At 42.1% G+C, this 23,249-nt stretch carries 20 protein-coding genes; 18 read left to right on the top strand and 2 right to left on the bottom strand.

Features of this window, described 5'->3' with window-relative positions; genetic code table 11:
• Positions 1–93: 93 nt before the first annotated feature.
• Entirely contained in the window at positions 94–606 is a 513-nt protein-coding gene (gene pssA / locus DEF30_RS08675; protein ID WP_294098259.1) for a CDP-diacylglycerol--serine O-phosphatidyltransferase, read from the bottom strand.
• 339 nt (positions 607–945) lie between these two features.
• Here pssA and DEF30_RS08670 point away from each other — a divergent pair, with 339 nt between their 5' ends.
• The 8 genes from DEF30_RS08670 to DEF30_RS08635 all read left to right on the top strand — a co-directional run bounded on the left by DEF30_RS08670 (position 946) and on the right by DEF30_RS08635 (position 9,414).
• Complete coding sequence (locus tag DEF30_RS08670; RefSeq protein ID WP_294098256.1) at positions 946–1,839, top strand: YegS/Rv2252/BmrU family lipid kinase; 894 nt, start codon at positions 946–948, stop codon at positions 1,837–1,839.
• Positions 1,840–2,003: 164 nt separating this feature from the next.
• Positions 2,004–2,918: a cysteine synthase A gene (gene cysK / locus DEF30_RS08665; RefSeq protein WP_294098254.1), complete on the top strand. Its 915-nt coding sequence runs from the start codon at positions 2,004–2,006 to the stop codon at positions 2,916–2,918.
• A 22-nt stretch (positions 2,919–2,940) separates the two neighbouring features.
• Positions 2,941–3,498, top strand: coding sequence for a serine O-acetyltransferase EpsC (epsC, locus tag DEF30_RS08660; protein WP_294098252.1), 558 nt, complete (start codon positions 2,941–2,943; stop codon positions 3,496–3,498).
• Between the two features lie 102 nt (positions 3,499–3,600).
• Positions 3,601–4,602, top strand: a complete 1,002-nt coding sequence (gene queG, locus DEF30_RS08655) for a tRNA epoxyqueuosine(34) reductase QueG (protein ID WP_294098251.1) — start codon at positions 3,601–3,603, stop codon at positions 4,600–4,602.
• 41 nt (positions 4,603–4,643) lie between these two features.
• Positions 4,644–5,336 (top strand): lysophospholipid acyltransferase family protein, encoded by a 693-nt coding sequence (locus tag DEF30_RS08650; protein ID WP_294098606.1) that lies wholly within the window; start codon positions 4,644–4,646, stop codon positions 5,334–5,336.
• Between the two features lie 12 nt (positions 5,337–5,348).
• Complete coding sequence (gene nth / locus DEF30_RS08645) at positions 5,349–6,002, top strand: endonuclease III (protein WP_294098249.1); 654 nt, start codon at positions 5,349–5,351, stop codon at positions 6,000–6,002.
• A gap of 27 nt (positions 6,003–6,029) precedes the next feature.
• On the top strand, positions 6,030–8,378 hold the full coding sequence (locus tag DEF30_RS08640) for an ATP-binding protein (RefSeq protein WP_294098247.1): 2,349 nt from the start codon (positions 6,030–6,032) through the stop codon (positions 8,376–8,378).
• A gap of 127 nt (positions 8,379–8,505) precedes the next feature.
• Positions 8,506–9,414, top strand: a complete 909-nt coding sequence (locus DEF30_RS08635; protein WP_294098245.1) for a D-alanine--D-alanine ligase — start codon at positions 8,506–8,508, stop codon at positions 9,412–9,414.
• Between the two features lie 51 nt (positions 9,415–9,465).
• Here DEF30_RS08635 and DEF30_RS08630 read toward each other — a convergent pair whose 3' ends face one another.
• Entirely contained in the window at positions 9,466–10,491 is a 1,026-nt protein-coding gene (locus tag DEF30_RS08630) for a M42 family metallopeptidase (protein ID WP_294098243.1), read from the bottom strand.
• 246 nt (positions 10,492–10,737) lie between these two features.
• Here DEF30_RS08630 and DEF30_RS08625 point away from each other — a divergent pair, with 246 nt between their 5' ends.
• The 10 genes from DEF30_RS08625 (at position 10,738) to DEF30_RS08580 (ending at position 23,169) form a co-directional block, all read left to right on the top strand.
• The gene (locus tag DEF30_RS08625) at positions 10,738–12,237 is read left to right on the top strand and encodes a VanW family protein (RefSeq protein WP_294098241.1); all 1,500 of its coding nucleotides are present in this window, start codon (positions 10,738–10,740) and stop codon (positions 12,235–12,237) included.
• A gap of 167 nt (positions 12,238–12,404) precedes the next feature.
• Positions 12,405–13,337, top strand: coding sequence for a MoxR family ATPase (locus tag DEF30_RS08620; protein ID WP_294098239.1), 933 nt, complete (start codon positions 12,405–12,407; stop codon positions 13,335–13,337).
• A gap of 2 nt (positions 13,338–13,339) precedes the next feature.
• Positions 13,340–14,443: a DUF58 domain-containing protein gene (locus DEF30_RS08615; protein ID WP_294098237.1), complete on the top strand. Its 1,104-nt coding sequence runs from the start codon at positions 13,340–13,342 to the stop codon at positions 14,441–14,443.
• Positions 14,444–14,445: 2 nt separating this feature from the next.
• Positions 14,446–16,623 carry a transglutaminase-like domain-containing protein gene (locus DEF30_RS08610; protein ID WP_294098235.1) on the top strand — a complete coding sequence of 726 codons (2,178 nt, stop codon included), beginning with the start codon at positions 14,446–14,448 and terminating at the stop codon, positions 16,621–16,623.
• Between the two features lie 39 nt (positions 16,624–16,662).
• Positions 16,663–17,496, top strand: coding sequence for a Cof-type HAD-IIB family hydrolase (locus tag DEF30_RS08605; protein ID WP_294098233.1), 834 nt, complete (start codon positions 16,663–16,665; stop codon positions 17,494–17,496).
• 4 nt (positions 17,497–17,500) lie between these two features.
• Positions 17,501–17,965, top strand: coding sequence for a tRNA (cytidine(34)-2'-O)-methyltransferase (locus tag DEF30_RS08600; protein WP_294098232.1), 465 nt, complete (start codon positions 17,501–17,503; stop codon positions 17,963–17,965).
• Between the two features lie 246 nt (positions 17,966–18,211).
• Positions 18,212–19,366 carry a BMP family ABC transporter substrate-binding protein gene (locus DEF30_RS08595; RefSeq protein WP_294098229.1) on the top strand — a complete coding sequence of 385 codons (1,155 nt, stop codon included), beginning with the start codon at positions 18,212–18,214 and terminating at the stop codon, positions 19,364–19,366.
• A 122-nt stretch (positions 19,367–19,488) separates the two neighbouring features.
• A complete protein-coding gene (locus DEF30_RS08590) occupies positions 19,489–21,036 on the top strand; it encodes an ABC transporter ATP-binding protein (protein ID WP_074910793.1) in 1,548 nt (515 codons plus the stop codon).
• Positions 21,026–22,204 carry an ABC transporter permease gene (locus DEF30_RS08585; RefSeq protein WP_074910791.1) on the top strand — a complete coding sequence of 393 codons (1,179 nt, stop codon included), beginning with the start codon at positions 21,026–21,028 and terminating at the stop codon, positions 22,202–22,204. The genes DEF30_RS08590 and DEF30_RS08585 overlap by 11 nt, the downstream gene beginning before the upstream one ends.
• Positions 22,204–23,169 (top strand): ABC transporter permease, encoded by a 966-nt coding sequence (locus DEF30_RS08580; RefSeq protein ID WP_294098220.1) that lies wholly within the window; start codon positions 22,204–22,206, stop codon positions 23,167–23,169. The genes DEF30_RS08585 and DEF30_RS08580 overlap by 1 nt, the downstream gene beginning before the upstream one ends.
• The last annotated feature ends 80 nt before the right edge of the window (positions 23,170–23,249 follow it).

The raw sequence follows: 23,249 nt of genomic DNA, 5'->3' as shown, positions 1-23,249 counted from the left end.
CAATTGTTATTTTATGTCAATGAACTGTCGAATGAGAGAATGAGGGTATAATGAACAAAAACCTGCCAGTTTGAAAACTGACAGGCTTTTTTACTAACGTTTTTGAAGTTTTATGGTGCTAACCATAAGATAGGCTAATGAGAACATCAGGAAGATGACAAGGAATCTTAGATTGAGACTGTTTCTAAGAAGCAGAAGAAACAGTGTCAGCACACATCCCGCAATGGTGATGGGCAGCCCCATGAACACTCCGTCAAAGTGCTGAGAATTGTACCTTGCCAGGCGGTAAGAACCTGCCACTGGAAAAATAAGCACTGGAAGGATGCCAAGAAGAGTGAGATCTTCCAGACCAAACATAAAGTAGGCCTGGATGGCAGGAGCAACGCCAAAGGAAACGAGATCTGAAAGAGAATCCAGCTCTTTTCCCAAGGGACTTTCCGCATGGAGCAGTCTAGCGATTCTTCCGTCATAACGGTCAACGAGTCCAGCACCTAGAATAAAGAGTCCAGAGTTCAGATAATCTCCTTTCACCGTAGCAATGATGGAGAGAATTCCCAGGGAGAGATTAAGGAATGTTAAAATATTTGGGATAAATCCTCTTTGCATAGATAAGTACGGATAATGCCGAAATTATCCTTCTCCTTTCGTTAAAAATTTCATGAATATATCTATTATAAACGATATGGAGAGATTCACAAAATCTTTTTTCAGAAGAAGGAGCAATTCATAGAAAGCAGAAGCAAAGAAAGGGGAAAGAGATCTTGTCTGTGTATGAAGCGGCAGAATGGAAAGAAAGACCAGTTTCTGTTACTGTATAGAAAAGTCTCACAGAGTTCTATTATCAAGATCTAGAATAAAGAGATAGAATCAAAGGCAGTTCATACTCACATAAGAATGAAATCTGCGATATAATGAATCTAAGAAGAATGATTTCGGAGGAATCCCATGAAAAAAGTGAAATTTATCTACAATCCTTATGCAGGAGACAACTATATCATGGATAAACTGGACGAGGTAATCGATGTGCATCAGAAACATGGATACCGGGTAGTCCCTGAAAGACTGGATGAGGAACATAACATGGCTGTTGCCATGGAGGACATCCATGAGGGCTACAGTCAGATTCTCATTGCAGGTGGCGACGGTACAGTGGATATTCTCATCAATTATATGATGGAAAGAGACATCAGGCTGCCCATCGGGATCCTGCCCATGGGAACTGCCAATGATTATGCCAAGTATATTGGAATACCAAAGGATATTTCGAAAGCTTTGGAAAAAATGTTCAGGCTGCCACCTATGAAGATGGATGTGGGCAAAATCAACGAAAAATATTTTATCAATGTAGCCAGTACAGGTCTATTAACAGATGTGTCGCAGAAAACACACAGTGAATTAAAAAATGCCATCGGTAAGCTGGCCTATTACATTAAAGGTCTGGAACAGATTCCCACATTCAGAAAAATTCCTGTGAAGTTCACATCGGAAGAAAAAAAGTATGATGGAGATATGTATGCGCTTCTTGTGTTCAATGGACGAACCGCAGGGAATCTGGATTTTGCCTACAAATCAAAAGCCAATGATGGACTTTTGGATGTGATTCTGATCAAAGCCAGTTTTAAGGAAATAGTTCCTCTTCTGGCAAAAATGCTGAGGGGGGATCATCTGGAAGATCCGGTGGGACTTCTCTATTTCCAGACGAAGGAACTGTTTATTGAAACAACGGATGAACTCATCGTCAGCGACATCGATGGAGAGCGTGGTCCGGACTTTCCGCTTCATATTCAATGCATCGCAGGAGGAATAGAAGTTCTGGGGGTGGATCCTAATCATATCTAAGGAATAAGACGGGATAAGAGGGGCTTAATAGCGCCTCTTCTTTTTCCGATACAGATGTTTTCTTCTCCAGTACATATTTTATTGACAAAAGATTGTGCTTGATGTAATATTTACAACAGAATTCCTAGTAATCTACTAGGATATAAAAGTGAGGTTGAAAATACATGATTTATCAAAATGCGATTGAACTTGTTGGCGGAACACCGCTGCTGAAAGTAAATGGATTTGATGCGGAAAACCGTGCAGAAGTATATGTGAAACTGGAAAAAATGAATCCCGCCGGAAGTACAAAAGACAGAGCTGCTCTTGGAATGCTGGAGGAAGCTGAAAAGAAAGGTATACTGAAAGAAGGTTCTGTGATTATTGAGCCCACCAGTGGTAATACTGGTATTGCTCTTGCCATGCTTGGAAAGGCGAAGGGATACAGAGTGATCATTGTGATGCCGGAATCCATGAGCCAGGAAAGACGAGCCCTTATTAAGGCATATGGCGCGGAACTTGTGCTGACTGAAGCAGCCACAGGAATGAAAGGTGCCATCAAGAAAGCTGGAGAGATCAAAGAAGAAGTTGGTGCTCTTGGGTTCATACCACAGCAGTTTATGAATCAGGCAAATCCTAATAAGCATTATCAGACCACTGCAAAAGAGATTTTTGAAGACCTTCCAGATGTGGATGCTTTTGTTGTAGGGGTGGGCACAGGTGGAACCATCAGCGGATTTGGACAGTATGCAAAAGAGCATGGCAAAAATGTAAAGATTGTGGCAGTAGAGCCAGCCACCTCTGCAGTCCTATCCGGAGAAAATCCTGGTCCTCATAAGATCCAGGGAATTGGTGCTGGGTTTGTTCCGGACAACTACCATGGAGAATTTGTTCATGAAATCCTGAAAGTGTCCACGGAAGACGCCTTCAGCACAGCTAAAACCTTTGGGCAGGAAGAAGGCGTTCTCATCGGAATCTCATCGGGGGCAAACCTTTATGGCGCACTTGAAGTTGCACGTAAACTCGGTAAAGGAAAAAAGGTTGTTACGGTGGCTCCAGATGGTGGAGAAAAGTATATTTCCATGGGACTATTTGATTAATCAGTTAGAGTAGAGGTGTAAAATGTTTAGAGGGCTGCATGAAGATATAAAAAATGTGTTAAAAAATGATAAAGCGGCAAAGTCCTATCTGGAGGTGCTCCTGCTGTACCCGACGATACACGCCCTCTTTGCTTACCGGATGGCTCATTTCTTTTATAGAAAAAAACTGTTCTTTCTGGCAAGACTGATCAGTCAGACTGCGCGATTCACCACAGGGATTGAAATCCATCCTGGAGCGAAAATTGGCAGAAGGCTTTTCATAGACCACGGTATGGGCGTTGTCATCGGTGAGACCACCACCATAGGAGATGACTGTATCATTTATCATGGGGTGACCCTTGGTGCAACGGATTGTGATGCGCCTAAAAGGCATCCTGATATCGGTGACCGAGTGCTCATTGGAGCTGGAGCAAAAATACTCGGACCCATCACCATCGGCAGTGGTGCTAAGGTAGGGGCCAATTCTGTGGTGCTGAAAAGTGTGCCAGCAGGAGCAACCGCTGTGGGCATTCCTGCCCGAATCCTGGTGCAGAAGAATGAGGAATCTGAAGTGCGGTTTCTCCACTATAACTATATATAACTGAAGGAAGCTTTTCTGGTGACGGAGAAGCTTCTTTTTTCGGTTTTTTTCTGAGGATACTTCGACTATAATAAGAGTAATGAAGGATCGGGAGGGGATGGCATGTCAGCAGAAGGAATACAGAGTAAGGTCATAGAAAAGCTTGAAAACCTGGGGCTAAGGCATTATGGGTTTATGAAAGCCCAGGCGCTTTCCCGTGACAGCCTGGCTTATTTCAGAGAAAGAGAAGAAAGGAATTTCACAACGTCCTTTGAAGAAAATGATCTGATGAGAAAAGTGAACCTCCAATCGGAAATGGAAAATGCACAAACAATCATATCTGTAGCATTTCCATATTTTTATGATGCTTATATCCATAAAGAAGGGTATTTTTCTCTTTACACCTTAGGTCAGGATTATCATATTGTTGTGAAAGACTATTTGGAGAAAGTGGCAGAAGTGATCCGAAGTCATGGATATGAAGCAAAGGTCTTTGCGGACAACAATTCTCTGCCGGAGAGATATATCGCCTATGCTTCTTATGTAGGCGAAATTGGAAAGAATCATATGCTCATCACAAAAGAGTACGGAAGTTATGTTTTCTTGGGGGAGATCCTTACAAATCTGGTCCTGGAGACCCGGGAACGGGATTATCAGGAGATTCCTCTACATACCATTTGCGGAGACTGCACCAACTGCATCAAAGCATGTCCGACTCAAATTTTAGGAAGTGAGTTGTATGACACCAAAAGATGTATGTCATACATTACCCAGAGCAAGGAAGTGCCTGATGAGGACCTTCTCCTCTTTAAAGGAAGGCTGTTTGGCTGTGATACCTGTCAAAGATCCTGTCCTCTCAACAGAAAGGTGAATACCAGCTCTATTGAGGCTTTCAGACCTCGAGAGTATATGAAGTATCCCAATCTTCTGGAACTCTTAGAACTCAACAATCAGGAGTTTCTGAAGTACAAAGAGACATCCTCTGGATGGCGGGGGAAAAAGCTGCTTCAGAGAAACGCCATGGTGGAGCTCGTGAGAAAGGGCAATACACTGGATGCGGAAAAGCTGCCTACAGAGTATCTCCGGGAGTACTACCATAGACTGGAGAAGATTTTCAACCTATAATTAGAATCAGTAAAGTAAAAGGGGTAATAATTTTGAGAAAAATGATATTGAAAGCTTTGGCTTCATCACCAGAAAGTGTCCAGAGATTTGTGGCTAAAAGAGGATTAAAGTATATCTTCACAAAGATTGCTACGGTGAAGCTTCATAATAGAGAGAATCTGCCCGGGAAAGACGAGCCGATTCTGTTTGTATGCAATCATCTGAGCAATATAGACGGCCCAGCCATACAGTCGGTGCTGCCTGAGTATGATCTCACCTTCGTGGCAGGACAGAAATTATCCAGCGATCTGTTTACAGGGCTCTTTAAAAAGGTCTTCAAGAGCATCAACATCAAGCCCAACTCCCCGGATAAGGCGGCAATGAAAGAGATCATCAATCTTTTGCGTAGTGGTCAGAATGTGATGATTTTCCCGGAAGGCACCAGGTCCAGAGTCGGTTCTATGATTGAAGGCAAGAAAGGAGTACTTCTCATTGCCAGAATGACCGGTGCGAAGATTGTGCCTCTTGGCATGACAGGATCAGAAAAGGTTCTGCCCATCAATCAGGACGGGAATATGACTGGAGAGAAACTGCATAAGGGAATCATAGATTTAAGAGTCGGGAAGAGTTTTAGAGTCCCAGAAAAAACACCAGAGCAGTCCAAGGAAGAGTATGATCTCTTTGCCCTGAACTACATCATGACCCGTATCGCAGAGCTTCTTCCCACAGAATATCAGGGAGTGTATCGAGTATAGAAAGGATATATAATGAACAAAAAGAATAAAGAAGTGCTGGAAATCCTATACCGGACCCATCCGGATGCAAAATGCGAGCTCCATCATGAAACGCCGCTTCAGCTACTGATAGCAACGATTTTGTCGGCACAGGCGACGGACAAAAAAGTGAATGAAGTTACAGAGAAGATGTTTCAGAAGTATAAGACACTGGAGGACTTCCTGCAGATGACCATGGAGGAGCTTGAAAGCTACATTAAAGTCATAGGGCTTTACAGATCCAAGGGAAGTAATCTGATGAAGCTTTTTCCGATCCTGAAAGAGAAGCATGGAGGAGAAGTCCCTCGCACCATGGAAGAGCTGGTTTTACTTCCCGGTGTAGGCAGAAAAACTGCCAATGTCGTTCTATCCAATGCCTATGGCGTTCCTGCCATTGCCGTAGATACCCATGTGTTCCGTGTGGCAAACCGCATAGGAATCGTCAAAGAAGAAACCGTAGAAAAAACAGAAGAATCTTTGATGAAGAAGCTGGACAAAAATCTATGGATTGATGCGCATCACCTGCTCATTTTCCACGGAAGAAGGATCTGCACTGCCAGATCGCCTCAATGTGGAGCATGCCCCCTCAATCATCTCTGCACCTACTACAAGAAGAATAAAAAGACGCTGATGCCAAAAGAGAAGTAGTCGTATTTTCGGAAGGATGTGAGCCTGTTGAAATCAAAACAAACCATCGGAACCCTGATTGCTGCCAATGGGCTGATTCTTCTGACCCTTTTTATGCTCTTCGGTCTGTCTTATTTTTTTGCGTTTGTGGCACAGCGTTTCGGAAATGAGTATCTTCTGGAAAGTAACGGTGCGTCTACTGTGGTTATGGCGGGCCTGTCCGCACTCATGCTGTTTTTTTATGCATCGTACACCAAGAAAGCGTATTTCAGTGTCCTGGCTTTCTCGTTCTTTTTTGGTTCCATCATCGAATACAGCAACAGGTTCTTCCTCATTGACGGCAGAATAAGCTCCATTTTTCTTGGGTTTTACCTCATCATGCTAATCATGCTGATATTTACAATGTCAGCAGCATTTTCGTACAATGAAGTGATCCGGATCAACATGAAAGTTATGGTATGGTCCATCCTTGTCATACTCATAGCCTTTACCGTGCTCAACTACTATGTGTTCAAGAATGCTGTGGTTTTCCAGGATTCCAGTCTGATGGTCTTCGAGCTTATGATGCTTGCAACGGTTCCTCTTCTGGGAGGGTGGTATTACCACACCTTTTTCACGAAAAAGAATGTCATGAATTTATCTGTCTATTATACAAGTCTGCTTTATTTTTCAGCAGTTTTCACAGAGAGCCTGGCAGTGCAATTTTCAGATACGAGACTTTTTTTTGTATCAGACAGGCTCATGCTTTTCACCTACAGCACATTTCTCGTATTTGTACCTGTGGCTTTCTACAGGATTATTAAAGAGAAAGATGCTTTGATTATCAAAACAAATGAGCTGAAGCAGAGTCTTTTTATGTTTTTTAAGTCGGCAGAGTATAACGAGAATATCACGGTGTTTGTGAACTCGAAATATGAAATTCTCTATGCCAATGCAAAATATAAGCAGTTCTTCAATCATTACAGAAAATATCTGGATTCATACTTGTCAGGATACATCCGTGAGAAGTACGAAGTTATCAAATACAATATGAATTATTCTGCCTCTATGAAACTGGAAATGGAAGGCAAGCAATATATTTTGGATGTGGATGTGGTTTATCTTGAACAGGATACGGAAGAGATTTTCTGTATCACGGCTAAAGACATCACCGTCATCAGAGCAATGCAGGAGTCGCTGGAACGGTCTGAATACAAATATCGGAGCTTCTTCAATCTGATTCCGGATTTCATTTTTCTTTATGATATCGGCAAAAACAGAGTCATTGAAGCAAACGACATGGTATACAATGACTTCAAAAATATCCCAAACAGCCGGTTTGTCAGAAATCCAATGGAAGAGCGATTCATGGGGCTTTCCTATAGAGAACTTAGCGAAATCGGTAATAAAATCCAGTATGGAGAAATTCTGAAACTTGATATCCTCAAGGTGAAAGACCAGAAAGGGCAGGATGTATATGTTGAACCGAATTTCCGTCTCATCAGTGTAGAAAAAGATAAGTGGCAGATGTTGGTTTTCTTAAGAAATGTGACAAACTCCGTGAAGCTTCATGAGCTGAGGATAGAAAATGAGGCGAATCTTCGGAAACTCTATATCGCTGCTGAAAATGAGAAAATGTTCAACGAGTTTTTTGCAAATATGTCCCATGAACTGCGAACACCTATCAATGTGATCCTTTCAGCACTGGATATGATGGAGATTTCTGGGTTTGATGCGGAAAAAGGAGAAAAGTATGCGGGGCTCATCAGACATAACTCTTATAGACTGCAGCGTATTGTCTCGAATATTCTGGACATCACAAAAGTGGATTCCGGTTTTTATAAACTGAATATGCACAATTATGATATTATCACCTTCACAGAAGACACGGTCATGTCCATTCTTCATTATGCGGAGAATAAAGGACTGAAGATTATTTTTGACACGGAAGTGGAAGAACATATCGTTCAGTTTGATCTTCCGTCCATGGAACGGGTACTGCTCAATTTGTTAAGCAATGCCATCAAGTTCACCAAAGATGGGGGCACAATTTTTGTGAATCTCACCATGGATGAAGAGGCGGGCAAGATCTTTATTGATGTGAAAGACACAGGGATTGGTATTGCGCCTGAAAATGTGGATACAATTTTTGATAGGTTTATACAGGTGAACAAATCTACCACCAGAGATAATGAGGGAACGGGAATTGGGCTGTCTATTGTAAAGAAACTTATGAATCTCATGGGAGGAGATTGTGTGGTGGAAAGCCAGCTTCATGTTGGGACCACATTCCGTCTCGTTCTGCCTGATGAAAGAATTCCTGGAGAGTCGGATGCGAGCAGCATTATTGATTTCTATGAGAAAACGACAAATCGTGTGGACATTGAGTTTTCAGATCTTCAGACTTCAGACAGGTAGCTTGCAAAAGCTGCCTTTTTATTTTTTTGTAAGCGATTAACCATGATTCTATGGTCTTGAAAGAAAAAATGATTGGTGCAATAATGGAGTTTAGAGTTTTAATGTATAAGAAAATGGAGTGTAGATAATGAAGATTGGTGTAATCATGGGTGGTATTTCCAGTGAAAGGGAGGTTTCTCTGTCTTCCGGCAGAGAAATACTGAATCATATTAATTTCAATGGTTATGAGGGTGTAGAGATTATCCTGGATACCAAAACAGACATATTTGAAAAAGTAAAAGGGATTGATTTTGCTCTCCTGGCTCTTCACGGTAAATATGGAGAGGATGGGACGGTTCAGAGTATTCTGGATTCGTTGGAGATTCCATACTCAGGGTGTGGTATGCTCTCCAGTGCTCTCTGTATGGATAAAGACCTGACAAAGACAGTGCTCAGAAATCATGGGGTAAGGACAGCCGAATGGTTTGTTGTAAAAAATGCTACGGATGTAACAAAAGAAATGGTGGAATCATTAAAATATCCTGTGGTAGTGAAACCGAATAGAGGAGGATCCTCTGTAGCCACATTTATCTGTAAATCCTTCGATGAAGTTGTAGAAGGTGTCAAAGAAGGACTGAAAGTTGATTCCGAGGTCATGGTGGAGGAGTTTATCAAAGGGGATGAAATCACAGTGCCGATTTTGGATGGAGAGGCTTTGCCTACTCTGATCATCAAGCCTGTGAAGGGAGGATTTTTTGATTATCAGTCCAAATATGAGGATGGTGGAGCGGAGGAAGTGATCATAGAATATGAAGAAGCGCTTCAGTCCGAAATCAATGAGCTGGCGTTGACAACTTTTTCAGCATTGAAATGCGATGTGTACGCCCGAGTGGATTTTATTGTCAGAGATGGAGTGCCCTATCTTCTGGAAATCAACACACTTCCAGGGATGACGAGAACCTCCTTGTTCCCGAAGAGTGCTAAGGGCATAGGACTCAGCTATCAAGGCCTCTTGGATCGTATCATACAGTCTTCATTAAAGCTTCGCGCGAAATAGATGAACTAAAAAACCTCTCCTTCATTCTGGAGAGGTTTTTTGGCTTCATGATTATCTTTTTGCCAGTTCAATAATGAGGTCATAGGTGGCTTTTAATGACTCCATATGGGTTCTTTCGTAACCATGGGAAGCAAACACCCCAGGACCGATGAGCCCTGCACGAATATCATATCCTGATCCCAAAGCAGCGGAAGCATCAGAACCATAGAAGGGATAAATATCAGTAGCGTAGGGGATCTGATTCTCTTTACAGATGCTCTCCATGGTTCTTCTCAGTTCGTAATCATAAGGACCAGAGCTGTCCTTTGCACAGATGTTCACTTTGTATTCAGAACTGTTCTGATTGTTACCAGGAGCACCCATGTCCACAGCAATAAATTCTGTAAGATGCTCTGGTAAAGCGGCTTTGGCTCCATGACCCACTTCTTCATAATTAGAGATGAAAAAGTGGATGGTTTTTTCTAGTGGAACGGACTTCAAAGCTGAAATGGCTTCCAGAAGGACAGCCACACTGGCTTTGTCATCCAGATAACGGGATTTGATGAAGCCCTTCTCTGTAAACTGAAGTTTTGGGTCAATGAAAACAAAATCACCTACTTCAATCCCCAGAGCACTTACGTCAGATGCATTGAAGACTTTTTCATCCAGTACAATTTCCATGGTGTCCTGCTTTCTTTCCAGAGATCTTGCTTCCTGTCCATCAATGTGAACGGAAGGTTTGATGGTTTGAATTGTACCTGAGTATGTCTTTCCGGTAGATGTCATCACAGTGCAGTTTTCGGATTCCAGTGTATTATACATATATCCACCGATGAGTGTGAACTCCAAGGTGCCCTTGCTCTTCAATGATTTCACCATGGCACCCAACGTATCCACATGGGCGGAAAAAAGCCTGCCTTCTTCGGATTTTCCAGGTAACGTAACCAGAACAGCGCCCTTTGTTGTTGTCTTGAAAGGTACTTCCATAGAGTTCAAAGTGTTTTCGATGTACTTCATAACATCCACATGATAGCCTGTGGGGCTGTGAATCTCAATCAATGATTTCAGCGTTTCTCTTACAGTAGTTTCAAAAGCCATAATAATCCCTCCTAGCTTAGATACCTCTATCCTATCGCAAATGCTGTTTTCTGTATAGAACACACCAGAGCTTTTTCTGTACTGTAGCCGAAAGAACTGTCAGCAGCAAATGACTTGTTCATAAAATTAACAAACAAATGTAATTTTTTTGTGAAGTATTTTTTAGATTCTGTGGTAAAATAAAGCTACTTGGAATTGAAAGACAAATGAAATCGCATGAAGGAGGAAGGGATTACCCAACAGTATATGAAGAAAAAATTAATTGTAGCTATTATACTTGTACTTACATTATCTGGGGCTGGAACCATGGCTTACAGAAGTTATGCCCTGGAAAAAGAATGGGAGAAACAGGAGGCGATTCATGTATCCGCGGTGGAAACTGCGCGAAAAATGGAAGAAGCCCAAAATAAAAAAGTCATAGCAGAGTGGCAGGATAAGGTTTATCCTGGTGTTTCTGTTATGGGAGAAGACCTTTCAGGTTTTACGCTTCCAGAGGTGAAAAAACTTTTGGAAACTAAAATTCTTGAGGCCGTAAAAGCAAATGCCATTACAGTGGTTGTAAAAGACAGAGAGTTCAAGCTGAATCTTGGAGATTTAGACCCAGTGCTTGATGCACAGTCCGTTGCAGAAGAACTTGTATCCGCAGGGAAAGATGCAGATGAAATGGAGAAACTCCAGAGAATCTATTCTAAAACCATGGAAGAGGTGAAAGTTCCTTATACTTATTCTGAAGAGAAGCTTACGGAGTATGTGAAGTCTGTGGCGTCTGAAATCAATGTCAATGCGAAGAATGCAACCATCAAGAAAAGCGGTGATGGATTTGCTGTGACTGAGCATCAGACCGGTATGGTTTTGGAAGAGGAGAAGCTCATTGCCAGTCTCAAGGAAGTGTTGCCGAAACTCGAACCGGATTCTAAGGTGGAAGCGTCTTTAGTGATTGATGAACCCAAGGTGACCTCAGATGCGCTGAGAAAAATCGATGGAAGACTGTCCACATATACAACAAATTATTCTACATCAGCGGCTGGCAGAAAGCACAATGTTGGTTTTGCAGCTTCTCTCATCAACGGAACTGTGGTAATGCCAGGGGAGACTTTCAGCTATAATGCAGAAATTGGCCCCATCACCATTGCGGCAGGGTTTAGAAATGCTGGTATATTTGTGGGAGATAAGGTGGAAGAAGGCGTTGGTGGCGGACTTTGTCAGGTTTCCAGCACCCTGTATCAGGCAGCGCTTCACAGCAATATGGGCATTGAACAGAGAAGAAACCACTCCATGGCAGTTGCTTATCTGAAACCAGGCATGGACGCTGTAGTATATGGTCCATACCTTGATCTCAAGTTCACGAACAACTATCCGAACCCTGTGTATATCCAGGCCTATGGAGACAACAATAATCTGAGCGTTTCCATTTATGGACATCAGGCGGATTTAGGCGGATACAGCTATAAAGTATTCAGTGAAACTACATCTGTATTGAAACCTAGTATGACAAAAGTCGAGGACAATACGCTGTTTGTTGGAGAAGAAGTGGTGGAAAAGAAGCCAGTCACAGGCTATACGTCAAAAACCTACAGACAGACCATCAAAGACGGTAAAGTAGTGAAGACTGAACTGATTTCTCAGGACAGTTATAGAAAAGTAGACGGAGTCACTCGTGTAGGAACAAAGCCAAAAGAAACGGCTCCAGCACCTGCCCCTGAAACTCCAGTACCAGAAGCACCAGCAACTGGAGCCAATGGTTAATAAATAAATGATAAGACTTTCCCTGTTTTTCTGGGGAAAGTCTTTTTCTATTGTGATTGTAACCATAAATTTATAATTTATACACAACTCCTATGTTAAAATGAATAAGACAGCAGAAAATTAAGAGAACTTTCTTGAGTTATTCAGGAATAAAGGAGCATCGCTAAATGGAATATGTAAAGAAGATTGAACAGAATGTGGAAAAAGTAATCATCGGTAAGAATAATGTCGTAAAAAATATCCTGAAGGGAATCTTGGCAGGAGGACATATCCTCATTGAAGATATCCCGGGAATCGGAAAGACCACCCTTGTGAAAGCTCTGGCCAAGAGTTTAAATCTCAGCTATTCCAGAATCCAGTTTACGCCAGACCTTCTGCCTTCGGACATATTGGGGGTATCCATTTATAATCAGAAGGAGATGAGTTTTGAGTTCCGAAAAGGACCTGTTTTTGCAAATGTGGTCTTGGCTGATGAGATCAACCGTACGTCGCCCAAAACACAGGCAGCACTTTTGGAAGTCATGGAGGAAACTCAGGTTTCTGAAGGAAACAAGAGTTATTTACTGGAAAGACCATTTTTTGTCATGGCCACCCAAAACCCCATTGAGTACGAAGGAACCTTCAATTTGCCGGAAGCTCAGCTGGACAGATTTATGATCCGCATCAAAATGGGGTACCCTTCCATTCAGGATGAAATGCATATACTTCGGAATACCAGAGAGGAGATTCCCATTGAAAATATCGGACCTGTTGCTTCCAAAGAAGATGTGATGATGCTCCAGAGAAAAACCAGAGAAGTGAAGGTTACAGAAGGTATCTATAAGTATATTGTGGATATTGTCAAAGAAACAAGAGAAAGCAAGTTTTTTGCACTCGGTGCAAGTCCCAGAGCTTCCATTGCCCTCATGAGGATCAGTCAGGCATCAGCCTTGATGCAGGGGAGAAACTATGTGATTCCGGAGGATGTGAAGGAGAATACGGGAATGGTCCTGGCCCACAGGCTGATTCTTTCTTCTTATGCCAGAGGACAAGGCAGCAGTGCCTATGAAGCTGTGCAGCTCATAGTAGCTTCTGTGGAGCCTCCAAGAATGGATGCATAGCCATGAAGATGGATTTTAGGTTTATCATCGGTCTTCTGATTTCTATCGTGCTTTATTATACAATTGGTGGGATTGTGTTCACTTCATTATATTTCATCATGATCAGTATGTTTGTTCTAGGAGTGGCTTATATTACGGTTTTCTCAGGAAAAGTATCTGGTAAACTGATCTATATGAAGGATCGATATGAGGTCTTTGAGACAGGTAAGCTGAATCTTCAGATTTACAATGATTCAAGGCTTTTTCTGCCTTATGTCACAGCGATCAACAAGTATACCGAGATTGAGACCCGGAGCGTCAGTGCACGGAATAGAGCGCAGATCATGTTTCATTTCTATTTTCCCAAGAGAGGAACTTATGAGTTTCAGAATCTGAGTCTGGAGATTCGGGATTTTTTCAATATATTTACTGTCAGAAAAAATCTGAGAAATGAAAGTGTGAGGGTATACCCTAAATCCAGGGTGCTTCCGGAAACTCTCTTTGAACTTGGTGTGGGCAGCGAAGGGATCAAACAGTCCAGGTCAAATCTCGAAGATCCCCATATGATTCGAGAAATGAGAAGATATAATGTCGGAGACAGTCTGAAACGGATCAACTGGAAGGTTTCTGCAAAATATGGAGAACTTTATGTCCGACGAGGCGAACAGAACAAGGGGATTGATTACCTCCTTGTCATTGATATGTGTGAAGAGATTTACAGATTGGATCAGGATGGGGCAAAAGAAGAAGCCCTGGTAGCCGAGGCTCTTGCAGTGTCAGCTCTTCTTCTGAAAGAGGGAAAAGAACATAAAGTTGTGATCAATGGATTGGAAAGGAAAGAGTTTGATCTTCGAAGAATGAGTCAGCATGAAGCTCTGGTGGAGTATATGGTGGATCATGATTCCAACGGGAAAAAGCCAATGCAGGACTTTATGAATGAGAAAACGGATTTATTTCAAAGTGCTTCTTCCATTATCCTTTTCACAGGCAACAGAAATCCGCTTCTGACCAAGGTGGTGTTGAAACTGAAAGATAAATACAATGCCATCACTTGGTTTGCCGTGGAGGATGACCTGAAAAAAGATGCGGACTATGAAGGAATCACACTGAAATATATAGGGGAATAAGTATGAGCCAATTAAAAAATAAAGTCATTCCACTGGTGATCATTTTTTTTAATATGATCATCATGGGGATGGTCATGGAAAGTGCATATTTTATTGAGGGATTCAAGCATACAGAGATTATGGCCTTCGCATTGCTGCCAGTTCTCTTGACTTTGGGTTTTTTAGGGATGCTGAAAGGAGAGAATCTTTATTACCGGATTGGTTTCTTTTTACTCGGTGCAGTATCAGCATACTTTCTTTACCATGCGGTGAGAACCATTGATCTACTGCAGATTCCCTCAGATATCGCAGTCATCAACGCCACCATCATGGATGGTCTGAGCATTCAGTTCACAGACTTTCTGAATGTGCTGAAAGTCATGATGCTCACTGGGGCAGTGATACTGAGCTTGACTTTGTATATTTTTCCATACAATATGGTGATTCTGGATATGGGGCTGCTCCTCTTTCTATGGATCGTAGATTATTATGGCAATACCTATGAGTATGCTAGATTTTTTGTTCCTGTGTGGGCATTCAGTCTTCTTTTCTACAGAACAACTCTTGTGGATCAGGAAGCTAAAGTGCTTAAAATAAATCGCAATAGAAGACTCGTTGAAGCCGTAGTCCTTACTCTCATCATCACAATTGGATCTGCATTTATAGATGTGGAGGCGAAGGGAATATATTCTGATAGACTCTTCAATTATTTCAATGGTCAGGTCGTGCCCCAAGGAAGCATCACGGGCTCAAGCATCAGAGATCCCTTCGGCATTGCCATGACTGGGTACAATGATTCAGAAACGCTTCTTGGAGGAGACATCTCCATCAGTGAAGATGAGGTAATGAGAGCCTTTGGAGAGGAACCTATTTATTTAAGAGGAACTGTGAGAACGGAGTATTTGGGAGACCGCTGGGCTAGAGATGTGGTTGAATATGAGCCCAATGGAAGTCTATCTTCCGAAAAGACAGCATACTATGAAAGACTTACAGTGAATGAAGATCTTAGAAGATTAGAGATCAGACCCGTTGTGGAAATGACATCAAACCTTTTCAGCAGCATTTATACAAAAGAAGTGGCATTCTCCAATAATCTGGCACTGCTCTTTTATAATGATGAAAGAAGCACCTACACAAGCAATAAAACGGTCATCAATAATTATGACATTACGTACTTCAGAGAAGATCTCATCGAGGATCATATCAGAAGACTTCCGAAGAATGTCCATGCCTCAGATTTCTACATGAAGTACAGTCCTTATCTGCAGATCCACAGCACTTTGACACCAAGAACGGTGGATCTTGTGAACAGCCTTGTGGACGACTCCATGCGTAACTATGAAAAAGCGGAGGTGCTGACAAACTATCTTAGAGAGAATTACAGTTATACCCTCACGCCAGGAGCTCTCCCGGAAAATACAGATTTTGTGGATTACTTTCTGTTTGAAGTACAAGAAGGATACTGTGTTTATTTTGGGACAGCTCTGACTGTGATGCTTCGGATAGCGGGAGTACCCACCCGATATGTGGAAGGATTCAAAATGTCGGAAGAGGTTGTCGATGGAGAATATATCATACGAAACAGTGATGCTCATGCCTGGACTGAGGTGCTCGTTGACGAAGAAAATGATATCTGGCAGATTTTTGATGCAACAGGAACTCCTCGGGAGCTGATTTATGGAGAAGAACCGGAAGTAGAAAATCCAGAAGGTGAAGAAGGGGTGGAAACACCATCTGAAACGCCAGAAACTGAAGTTCCACCAGAAGAAGAAGGTACGGATACTCCAGGACAAAGTCCGGAAGAACAGAAGATAGAGCGGACCAGAAGAAATGTGATCCTTCTGGTTATAGGGCTTCTTTTGATGGCAGCTGCATCTAGGGCAGCTTATAAAAAGATGAAGCGTCAGAGGATGATAAACAGCGGATCACTAAAACCTTATTTCAGAGAAATGCTGAAACTTTTCTCATTCATTTATTACAGGAAAGAACCAGGAGAAACTTATTTGGAGATGGCAGCCAGAATCAAAGACGAGGAAATCCGAACTCAGATGGAGACACTTGTTTCAGAAGTCTATAAAGAAGAGTTCAGTGGAGAACCTGGCGAGTTTACTCAAAGACAGGAGTTTTATGAAGATGTATACGGTATCGTGAAGGATTATCGTGGCCCAATCTTTGCTTTTATGAAAAAGCATTTTCTGTAATATGATATGATAGTAGAAATGAGGCCAGGAGGATATAGAATGTATAAAATGATTTGTATTGATATTGATGGAACACTGATCCGTGATGATCTGACCGTCTCAGAACGGGTAAAAAATGCGGTGAGGAAAGCCAAAGAAAAAGGGATTGTGGTTGCGCTGAGCACAGGTAGAATGCATCAGAGCGCATTGCAGTATTCGGATGAGCTGGGTCTTACAGACCCCATTGTATCTTCTAACGGAGCTTATGTCAGTGACCGTGATAGAGAAGTGGTTTATTACGAAGAGAACTTGGCTCTTGAAGATATACTCAGCATAGATGAAACTTTGAAAAAATACGACACCAGAATCAACTGGTACAACCATGGAACCATGTATGTTGCAGAGTACAGAGACTATGTCGGTCGCTATGAAAGGCTTAGCAAAACACTTCCAGAGAATCGGAGAATCCATATCCGATATATCAATGAGGAGTTCACCTTAAAAGATATTTTATCTGAGACTGGAAATACCATACAAAAAGGAATTGTGTTCCCATCCATGGATAAGATCGCTTCCATCAAAGAAGAAGTGATGAAAAACAAGCGAGTGAAAGTTGTAAGCTCCGGTGCAGATAATGTGGAGTTCACCTCCTACAAGGCGGATAAAGGACTGGGTGTGCTGGCTTTGGCAAAAGAGCTGGGCATTCATGCGGAAGAGATTATTGCCGTGGGAGATTCAGAAAATGATCTGCCTATGCTTCAGGTTGTTGGAATGCCTGTGGCTATGGGGAATGCCATGGAAAGTGTTTTCCCTTATGTAAAATATATCACGGAAAGCAATATGAATGACGGTGTTGCTACATTAATTGAGAAATTCATACTGAACGAGGGGTAGTTAAGTGATCAATATCGTTTTATTCAGACCTGAAATACCACAAAATACGGGAAATATTGGGAGAACTTGCGTACTTACGGGGGCAAAGCTCCATCTTATAGGTCCAATGGGGTTCCACATTGATGATAAAACTGTAGCTAAAGCAGGACTGGACTACTGGAAGGAACTTGATGTGACACTTTACAGCAGTTATGAGGAACTGAGGGAGAAGTATCCAGATGCCACTTTTTACTTTTCCAGTACCAAAGGAAAGAAGTTTCATTCTGAAGTGAAGTTTCAGGATAATGACTTTATTGTTTTTGGAAGAGAGTCCAGCGGACTGCCAGAGTATATTATGGCGGAAAACCAGGAACAGCTGTTCAGGATACCGATGATTGAGACAACAACAAGAAGTCTAAATCTGTCGAATACTGTAGCTATTGTAGCTTATGAAGCATTGAGACAAATGGGATATCCAAATATGGTATAAATATATAAAAAGTTCGGTATATTACCAAAAGAACTGGTTTTCAATGGGTTTGAAAATCTGTTCTTTTATTTTTACTGTAAACGATACAGGTTTATTCACTGTTTGTTCATAATATAAGTGTGATTTTCAAAAAAAACACGTACATTACGGCATTTCAGAGACGATAATAGTTGTGGTTTTTTTGTAAAAAAGATATAATAAGACCAACGACATTAAAGTCGAACGAATTATTTGGAGGGTTTTTTAATGAAAAAAATGCTTGCAATTGTTATGTCAATCTTGATGGTTGGTATGATCGTGGTTGGTTGCGGATCTAAGTCTGAAGGCGAAGGCGAAGGCTCAGGATTCGAAATTGCTCTGATCACCGACAAGGGAAATATTGACGACAAGTCATTCAACCAGGGTTCATGGGAAGGTGTAGTTGAGTTTGCAGAAGCCAACAACATCACTCATAAGTACTACAAGCCAGAAGAAGCTTCTGATGCTGGATACCTTGCAGCCATCGATCTTGCTGTAACTGGTGGAGCAAAAGTAATCGTTACTCCTGGATTCCTTTTTGAAGTGCCAATCTATGAAGCACAGACAAAGTACCCAGAAGTGAAGTTCATCCTTCTTGATGGAGCACCTCATACAGCTGACTACGCTACTTTCAAAACTGAAAAGAACGTTGCATCTGTAATGTACTCCGAAGAACAGTCCGGTTTCCTTGCTGGATATGCTGCTGTAATGGACGGCATGACAAAGCTTGGATTCATGGGTGGTATGGCTGTACCAGCTGTACAGGCTTTCGGTTATGGATACCTTCAGGGAGCTGAAGCAGCAGCAGCAGAGCTTGGACTTGCTGATGGTGCTATCGAAGCAATCTATCACTACACAGGAAACTTTGAAGAGAACGACACCAACAAGGCTACAGCTAAGACCATGTACCAGGAAGGCATCGAAGTAATTTTCGCTGCTGGTGGAGCAGTTGGTAAGTCTGTAATGTCCGCAGCTTCTGAATCCGATGCTAAGGTAATAGGTGTTGACGTTGACCAGAGATATGACAGCGAAACTGTTATCACTTCTGCTACAAAGGGACTTGCTGCATCTGTAGTTGCTGTTCTTGACGCAATCTACAAGTCAAACAGCTGGGATACCTATGGTGGAACAACCACATACTTCAACGCTGCCAATGACGGTGTTGGTCTTCCAACCATCGTTATCGGAGATGACAAGGCTGATGCATTCGACAGATTCGAGTCCTTTGACAAGGCTGCATACGATAAGGTATTTGCAACACTTGCTGATGGATCTGTAGTGCCAGTTAGAAACATTGAAGTTGCAGCTGAAACAGGATACGCTACTGCTGAAGAGCTTGTTGCAGGTCTTGGACTGGCTAAAGTTAAGGTTTCTGTAAGATAGTAAGGTAAAGCATTCATGTCATAGTGGCCTTTGCCTTATGCAAGTATGAGTTATCAATGGGGGAAGGCGTGAGTTTTCCCCCATTTTCCAACTAAAAAATAAAGTGATAATGAGAGGTTAAAGTGGAAAATTATATTATTGAAATGAAAAATATAACAAAAGAATTCCCCGGTATTATCGCGAACGACAATATAACCCTCAACTTGAAAAGAGGTGAGGTTCATGCACTGCTTGGTGAGAATGGTGCAGGAAAATCTACGCTGATGAGCGTCCTCTTTGGATTGTATCAGGCAGAAAAAGGCGAAATTCTGAAAGATGGGAAGGTCGTCAAGATCAATAACCCAAATGATGCCAATGCCTTGGGAATTGGAATGGTACATCAGCATTTTAAGCTGGTGGAGATTTTTACTGTGCTTGAGAATATCATTCTAGGTGTTGAGCCAAATAAAATGGGCTTCCTTCAAAAGGCTGAGGCACGGAAAAAAGTTGTCGAATTAAGCGAAAAATATGGTCTTAAAGTAAACCCGGATGCAGTGATTGAAAAAATATCTGTAGGTATGCAGCAGAGAGTGGAAATTCTTAAAATGCTCTACAGAGAAAACGAAATCCTCATCTTTGACGAGCCAACGGCTGTTCTTACACCACAGGAAATAGAAGAACTTCTGCAGATTATGAGAGGCTTTGCTGAGGAAGGAAAATCCATTCTGTTTATCACGCATAAACTGAATGAGATCAAAGCAGTAGCAGATCGCTGTACTGTTCTGCGTAAAGGTAAATATATTGGTACCGTCGATGTAAAGGATACCACAAAGGAAGAGCTTTCCAAGATGATGGTTGGACGTGACATCAGCTTCAGTGTTGAGAAGACACCAGCAGAACCTAAAGATGTGGTACTGTCTGTTCGCAATGTCACTGTACCCAGCAAGACCCATAAGAACAATGCAGTGAAGAATGTTTCTTTCGATGTAAGAGCGGGTGAAATTGTATGCTTAGCTGGAATTGACGGAAATGGTCAGACTGAGTTTGTCTCTGCCCTCACCGGACTTGAGAAAATGTCAGGTGGAACCATTTCTCTTCTTGGTAAGGATCTTACAAAATCATCCATCAGAGAGCGTTCTGTTGCAGGAATCAGTCATATTCCTGAAGACAGACATAAGCATGGTCTGGTACTGGACTACAGCTTGGAGGAGAATCTAATTCTTCAAAGATACTGGCAGCCAGAATTCCAGAAAAACGGATTCCTGAAATTTGATGCCATGAGAAAGTATGCTGAAACCTTAATCAGCCGTTTTGATGTACGTAGTGGACAGGGACCCGTGACTCAGGTTAGAAGTATGTCTGGTGGTAATCAGCAGAAGGCCATCATTGCGAGAGAAATCGATAAGAAGCATGAACTTCTTGTGGCAGTACAGCCAACTAGAGGTCTTGATGTTGGTGCCATAGAATATATTCACAAACAGCTTGTGGAAACAAGAGACAAAGGAAAAGGCGTACTTCTGGTTTCTCTGGAACTGGATGAAGTTATGGATGTCAGCGATCGTATACTCGTTATGTATGAAGGCGAGATTGTTGGAGAACTGGATCCTAAGAATACAACCGTGGAAGAACTCGGACTCTATATGTCCGGTGCTAAGCGGGATACTGTAAAGGAGACTAGTTATGCAGGATAAAAAGAATGCAAAAAGTTTTGGCGAAAAACTGAAAGATATGACGCACAGCAAAGGATTCTCCTCTTTTACAGCGGCACTTCTGGCCATTGTTCTAGGACTTGTATTCGGATTCATTGTCATGCTTGTGGCAGATGCCGGTAATGCATTTAAAGGGTTTGAAAGTGTCGTGAGCGGAGGATTCCAGAGAATTGGAGATGTGTTCTATTTTGCGACTCCAATCCTGATGACCGGTCTTGCAGTTGGATTTGCCTTTAAAATGGGCCTTTTCAATATTGGTGCATCAGGCCAGTATACCATGGGTATGTTCTTTGCTCTTTATGTCGGATTCATGTGGGACCTGCCACAGGGTATTCACTGGGTAGTGGCTATCCTTGCAGGTCTTGTGGGTGGTATGATCTGGGGATTCATTCCTGGTATCTTCAAAGCACTTCTGAATGTAAATGAAGTTATCACATCCATTATGTTCAACTATATTGGTATGTATCTGGTGGATATGCTGATTCAAGGGAATGGAACCATGTATGTTTCTTCCACTACAAGAACCAATTATCTGCCAAAGCATGTGCAGATTCCAACACTAGGTGTGGAAGGATCCAATGTGAATTTTGGTATCATTTTTGCGGTGATCATCGGTGTTATTCTTTATATCGTCCTTCAGAAGACCACCTTTGGATATGAACTGAAGGCCACGGGATTCAATAAGACTGCAGCAGATTACGCAGGTATGAAAGGAAAAAGAAATATCATCCTGACCATGGTCATTGCTGGTGGTCTGGCGGGCTTAGGTGGTGCTTTCGCTATTCTGGCTCCATCAGCCATTGCAGGAAGCAGTATGACTTATGAACCAATCAACATCATCGCTGCCAACGGGTTCAATGGTATTGCGGTAGCACTTCTTGGAAGTGCACATCCCATTGGTATCATTTTCTCTTCTGTGTTTATTTCTCACATCCAGAGAGGTGGAACACTGGCGAGCCTTCATGGTTTTAAACCTGAGATCATCGATGTGGTTATTGCAGTCATCATTTACTTCTCTGCATTTGCTATGATTATGAACGCAGGCTTTGCAAAGTTCTTAAAGAACTTAAGAGAAAGAAGACATAAAGTCTCTGAAGCAAAGAGTATTGGGGATAAAGATGCGTCCAGCAATACAAAGGAGGCGAAATAATGGAAACTTTATATTATCTCATACAAAATATGCTTCCAGTTGCAATTCCCCTTCTTCTTGTAGCTTTGGGCGGAATGTTCAGTGAGAGAAGTGGTGTGATTAATATCGGTCTTGAAGGTATCATGCTTTTTGGAGCTTACTTTGGTGCTTTGTATGTATATAACGTTCAAGGCACAGGGATGGGACCTCAGACGATACTCCTTACTGGAATGCTGGTAGCGGCGGTTGCTGGATTTATTTACTCACTGCTGCTCTCCTTTGCAGCAGTGACCATGAAGGCCAATCAGACCATTACAGGTACATCTTTGAATATGCTGATTCCAGCCATGGTGCTCTTATTCTCTAAGATGTTCTTCAATTCTGATGGTGTTACGACAAATGTGAGATTCTTTATAAGAAGTGTACCAGGATTGGGTGACATTCCAGTAATTGGACCACTATTCTTCCAGAATACTTATATTACAGTGTATATTGGTCTGGTTTTCCTTGTGATTGCAACCATAATTTTCTATAAAACCAGATTTGGTCTAAGACTGAGAGCCTGTGGAGAACATCCACAAGCTGCAGATTCTGTAGGAATCAATGTTTATGTCATGAGATATGCTGGAGTGAGCATTTCGGGTGTCCTTGGCGGAATCGGTGGATTCTTCTACTCCATCGGTGTATTAGATGGAAATATCAACGGTCATACAGGAGTCGCTGGATTTGGATTCCTTGCTTTGGCTGTTATGATTTTTGGTCAGTGGAAACCAATTCGGATTTTTGGAGCAGCTCTGTTCTTTGCATTCTTAAGAACTCTTGCGTATTCTGTTTCACTGATACCATTCCTGAACAACCTAGGCATCAATCAGACCTACTATAAGATGCTTCCCTATGTTGCGACTATGGTGGTTCTTGCCTTCACATCCAAGAAGTCTAGAGCGCCTAAAGCAGAAGGTATCCCTTACGATAAATCTCAGAGATAAGCATCAAAAACCTCAGTTGTCTTTTAGCCTCCTGGACGAATGTTCAGGAGGTTTTTCTTGCATATTTTTTCTGTGGGGTA

The organism is Proteiniclasticum sp. (assembly GCF_003514505.1).
GTDB lineage: Bacteria > Bacillota > Clostridia > Clostridiales > Clostridiaceae > Proteiniclasticum.
The sequence above is the reverse complement of the archived record's forward strand: the minus strand, read 5'-3'. Positions and strand labels throughout refer to the sequence as shown.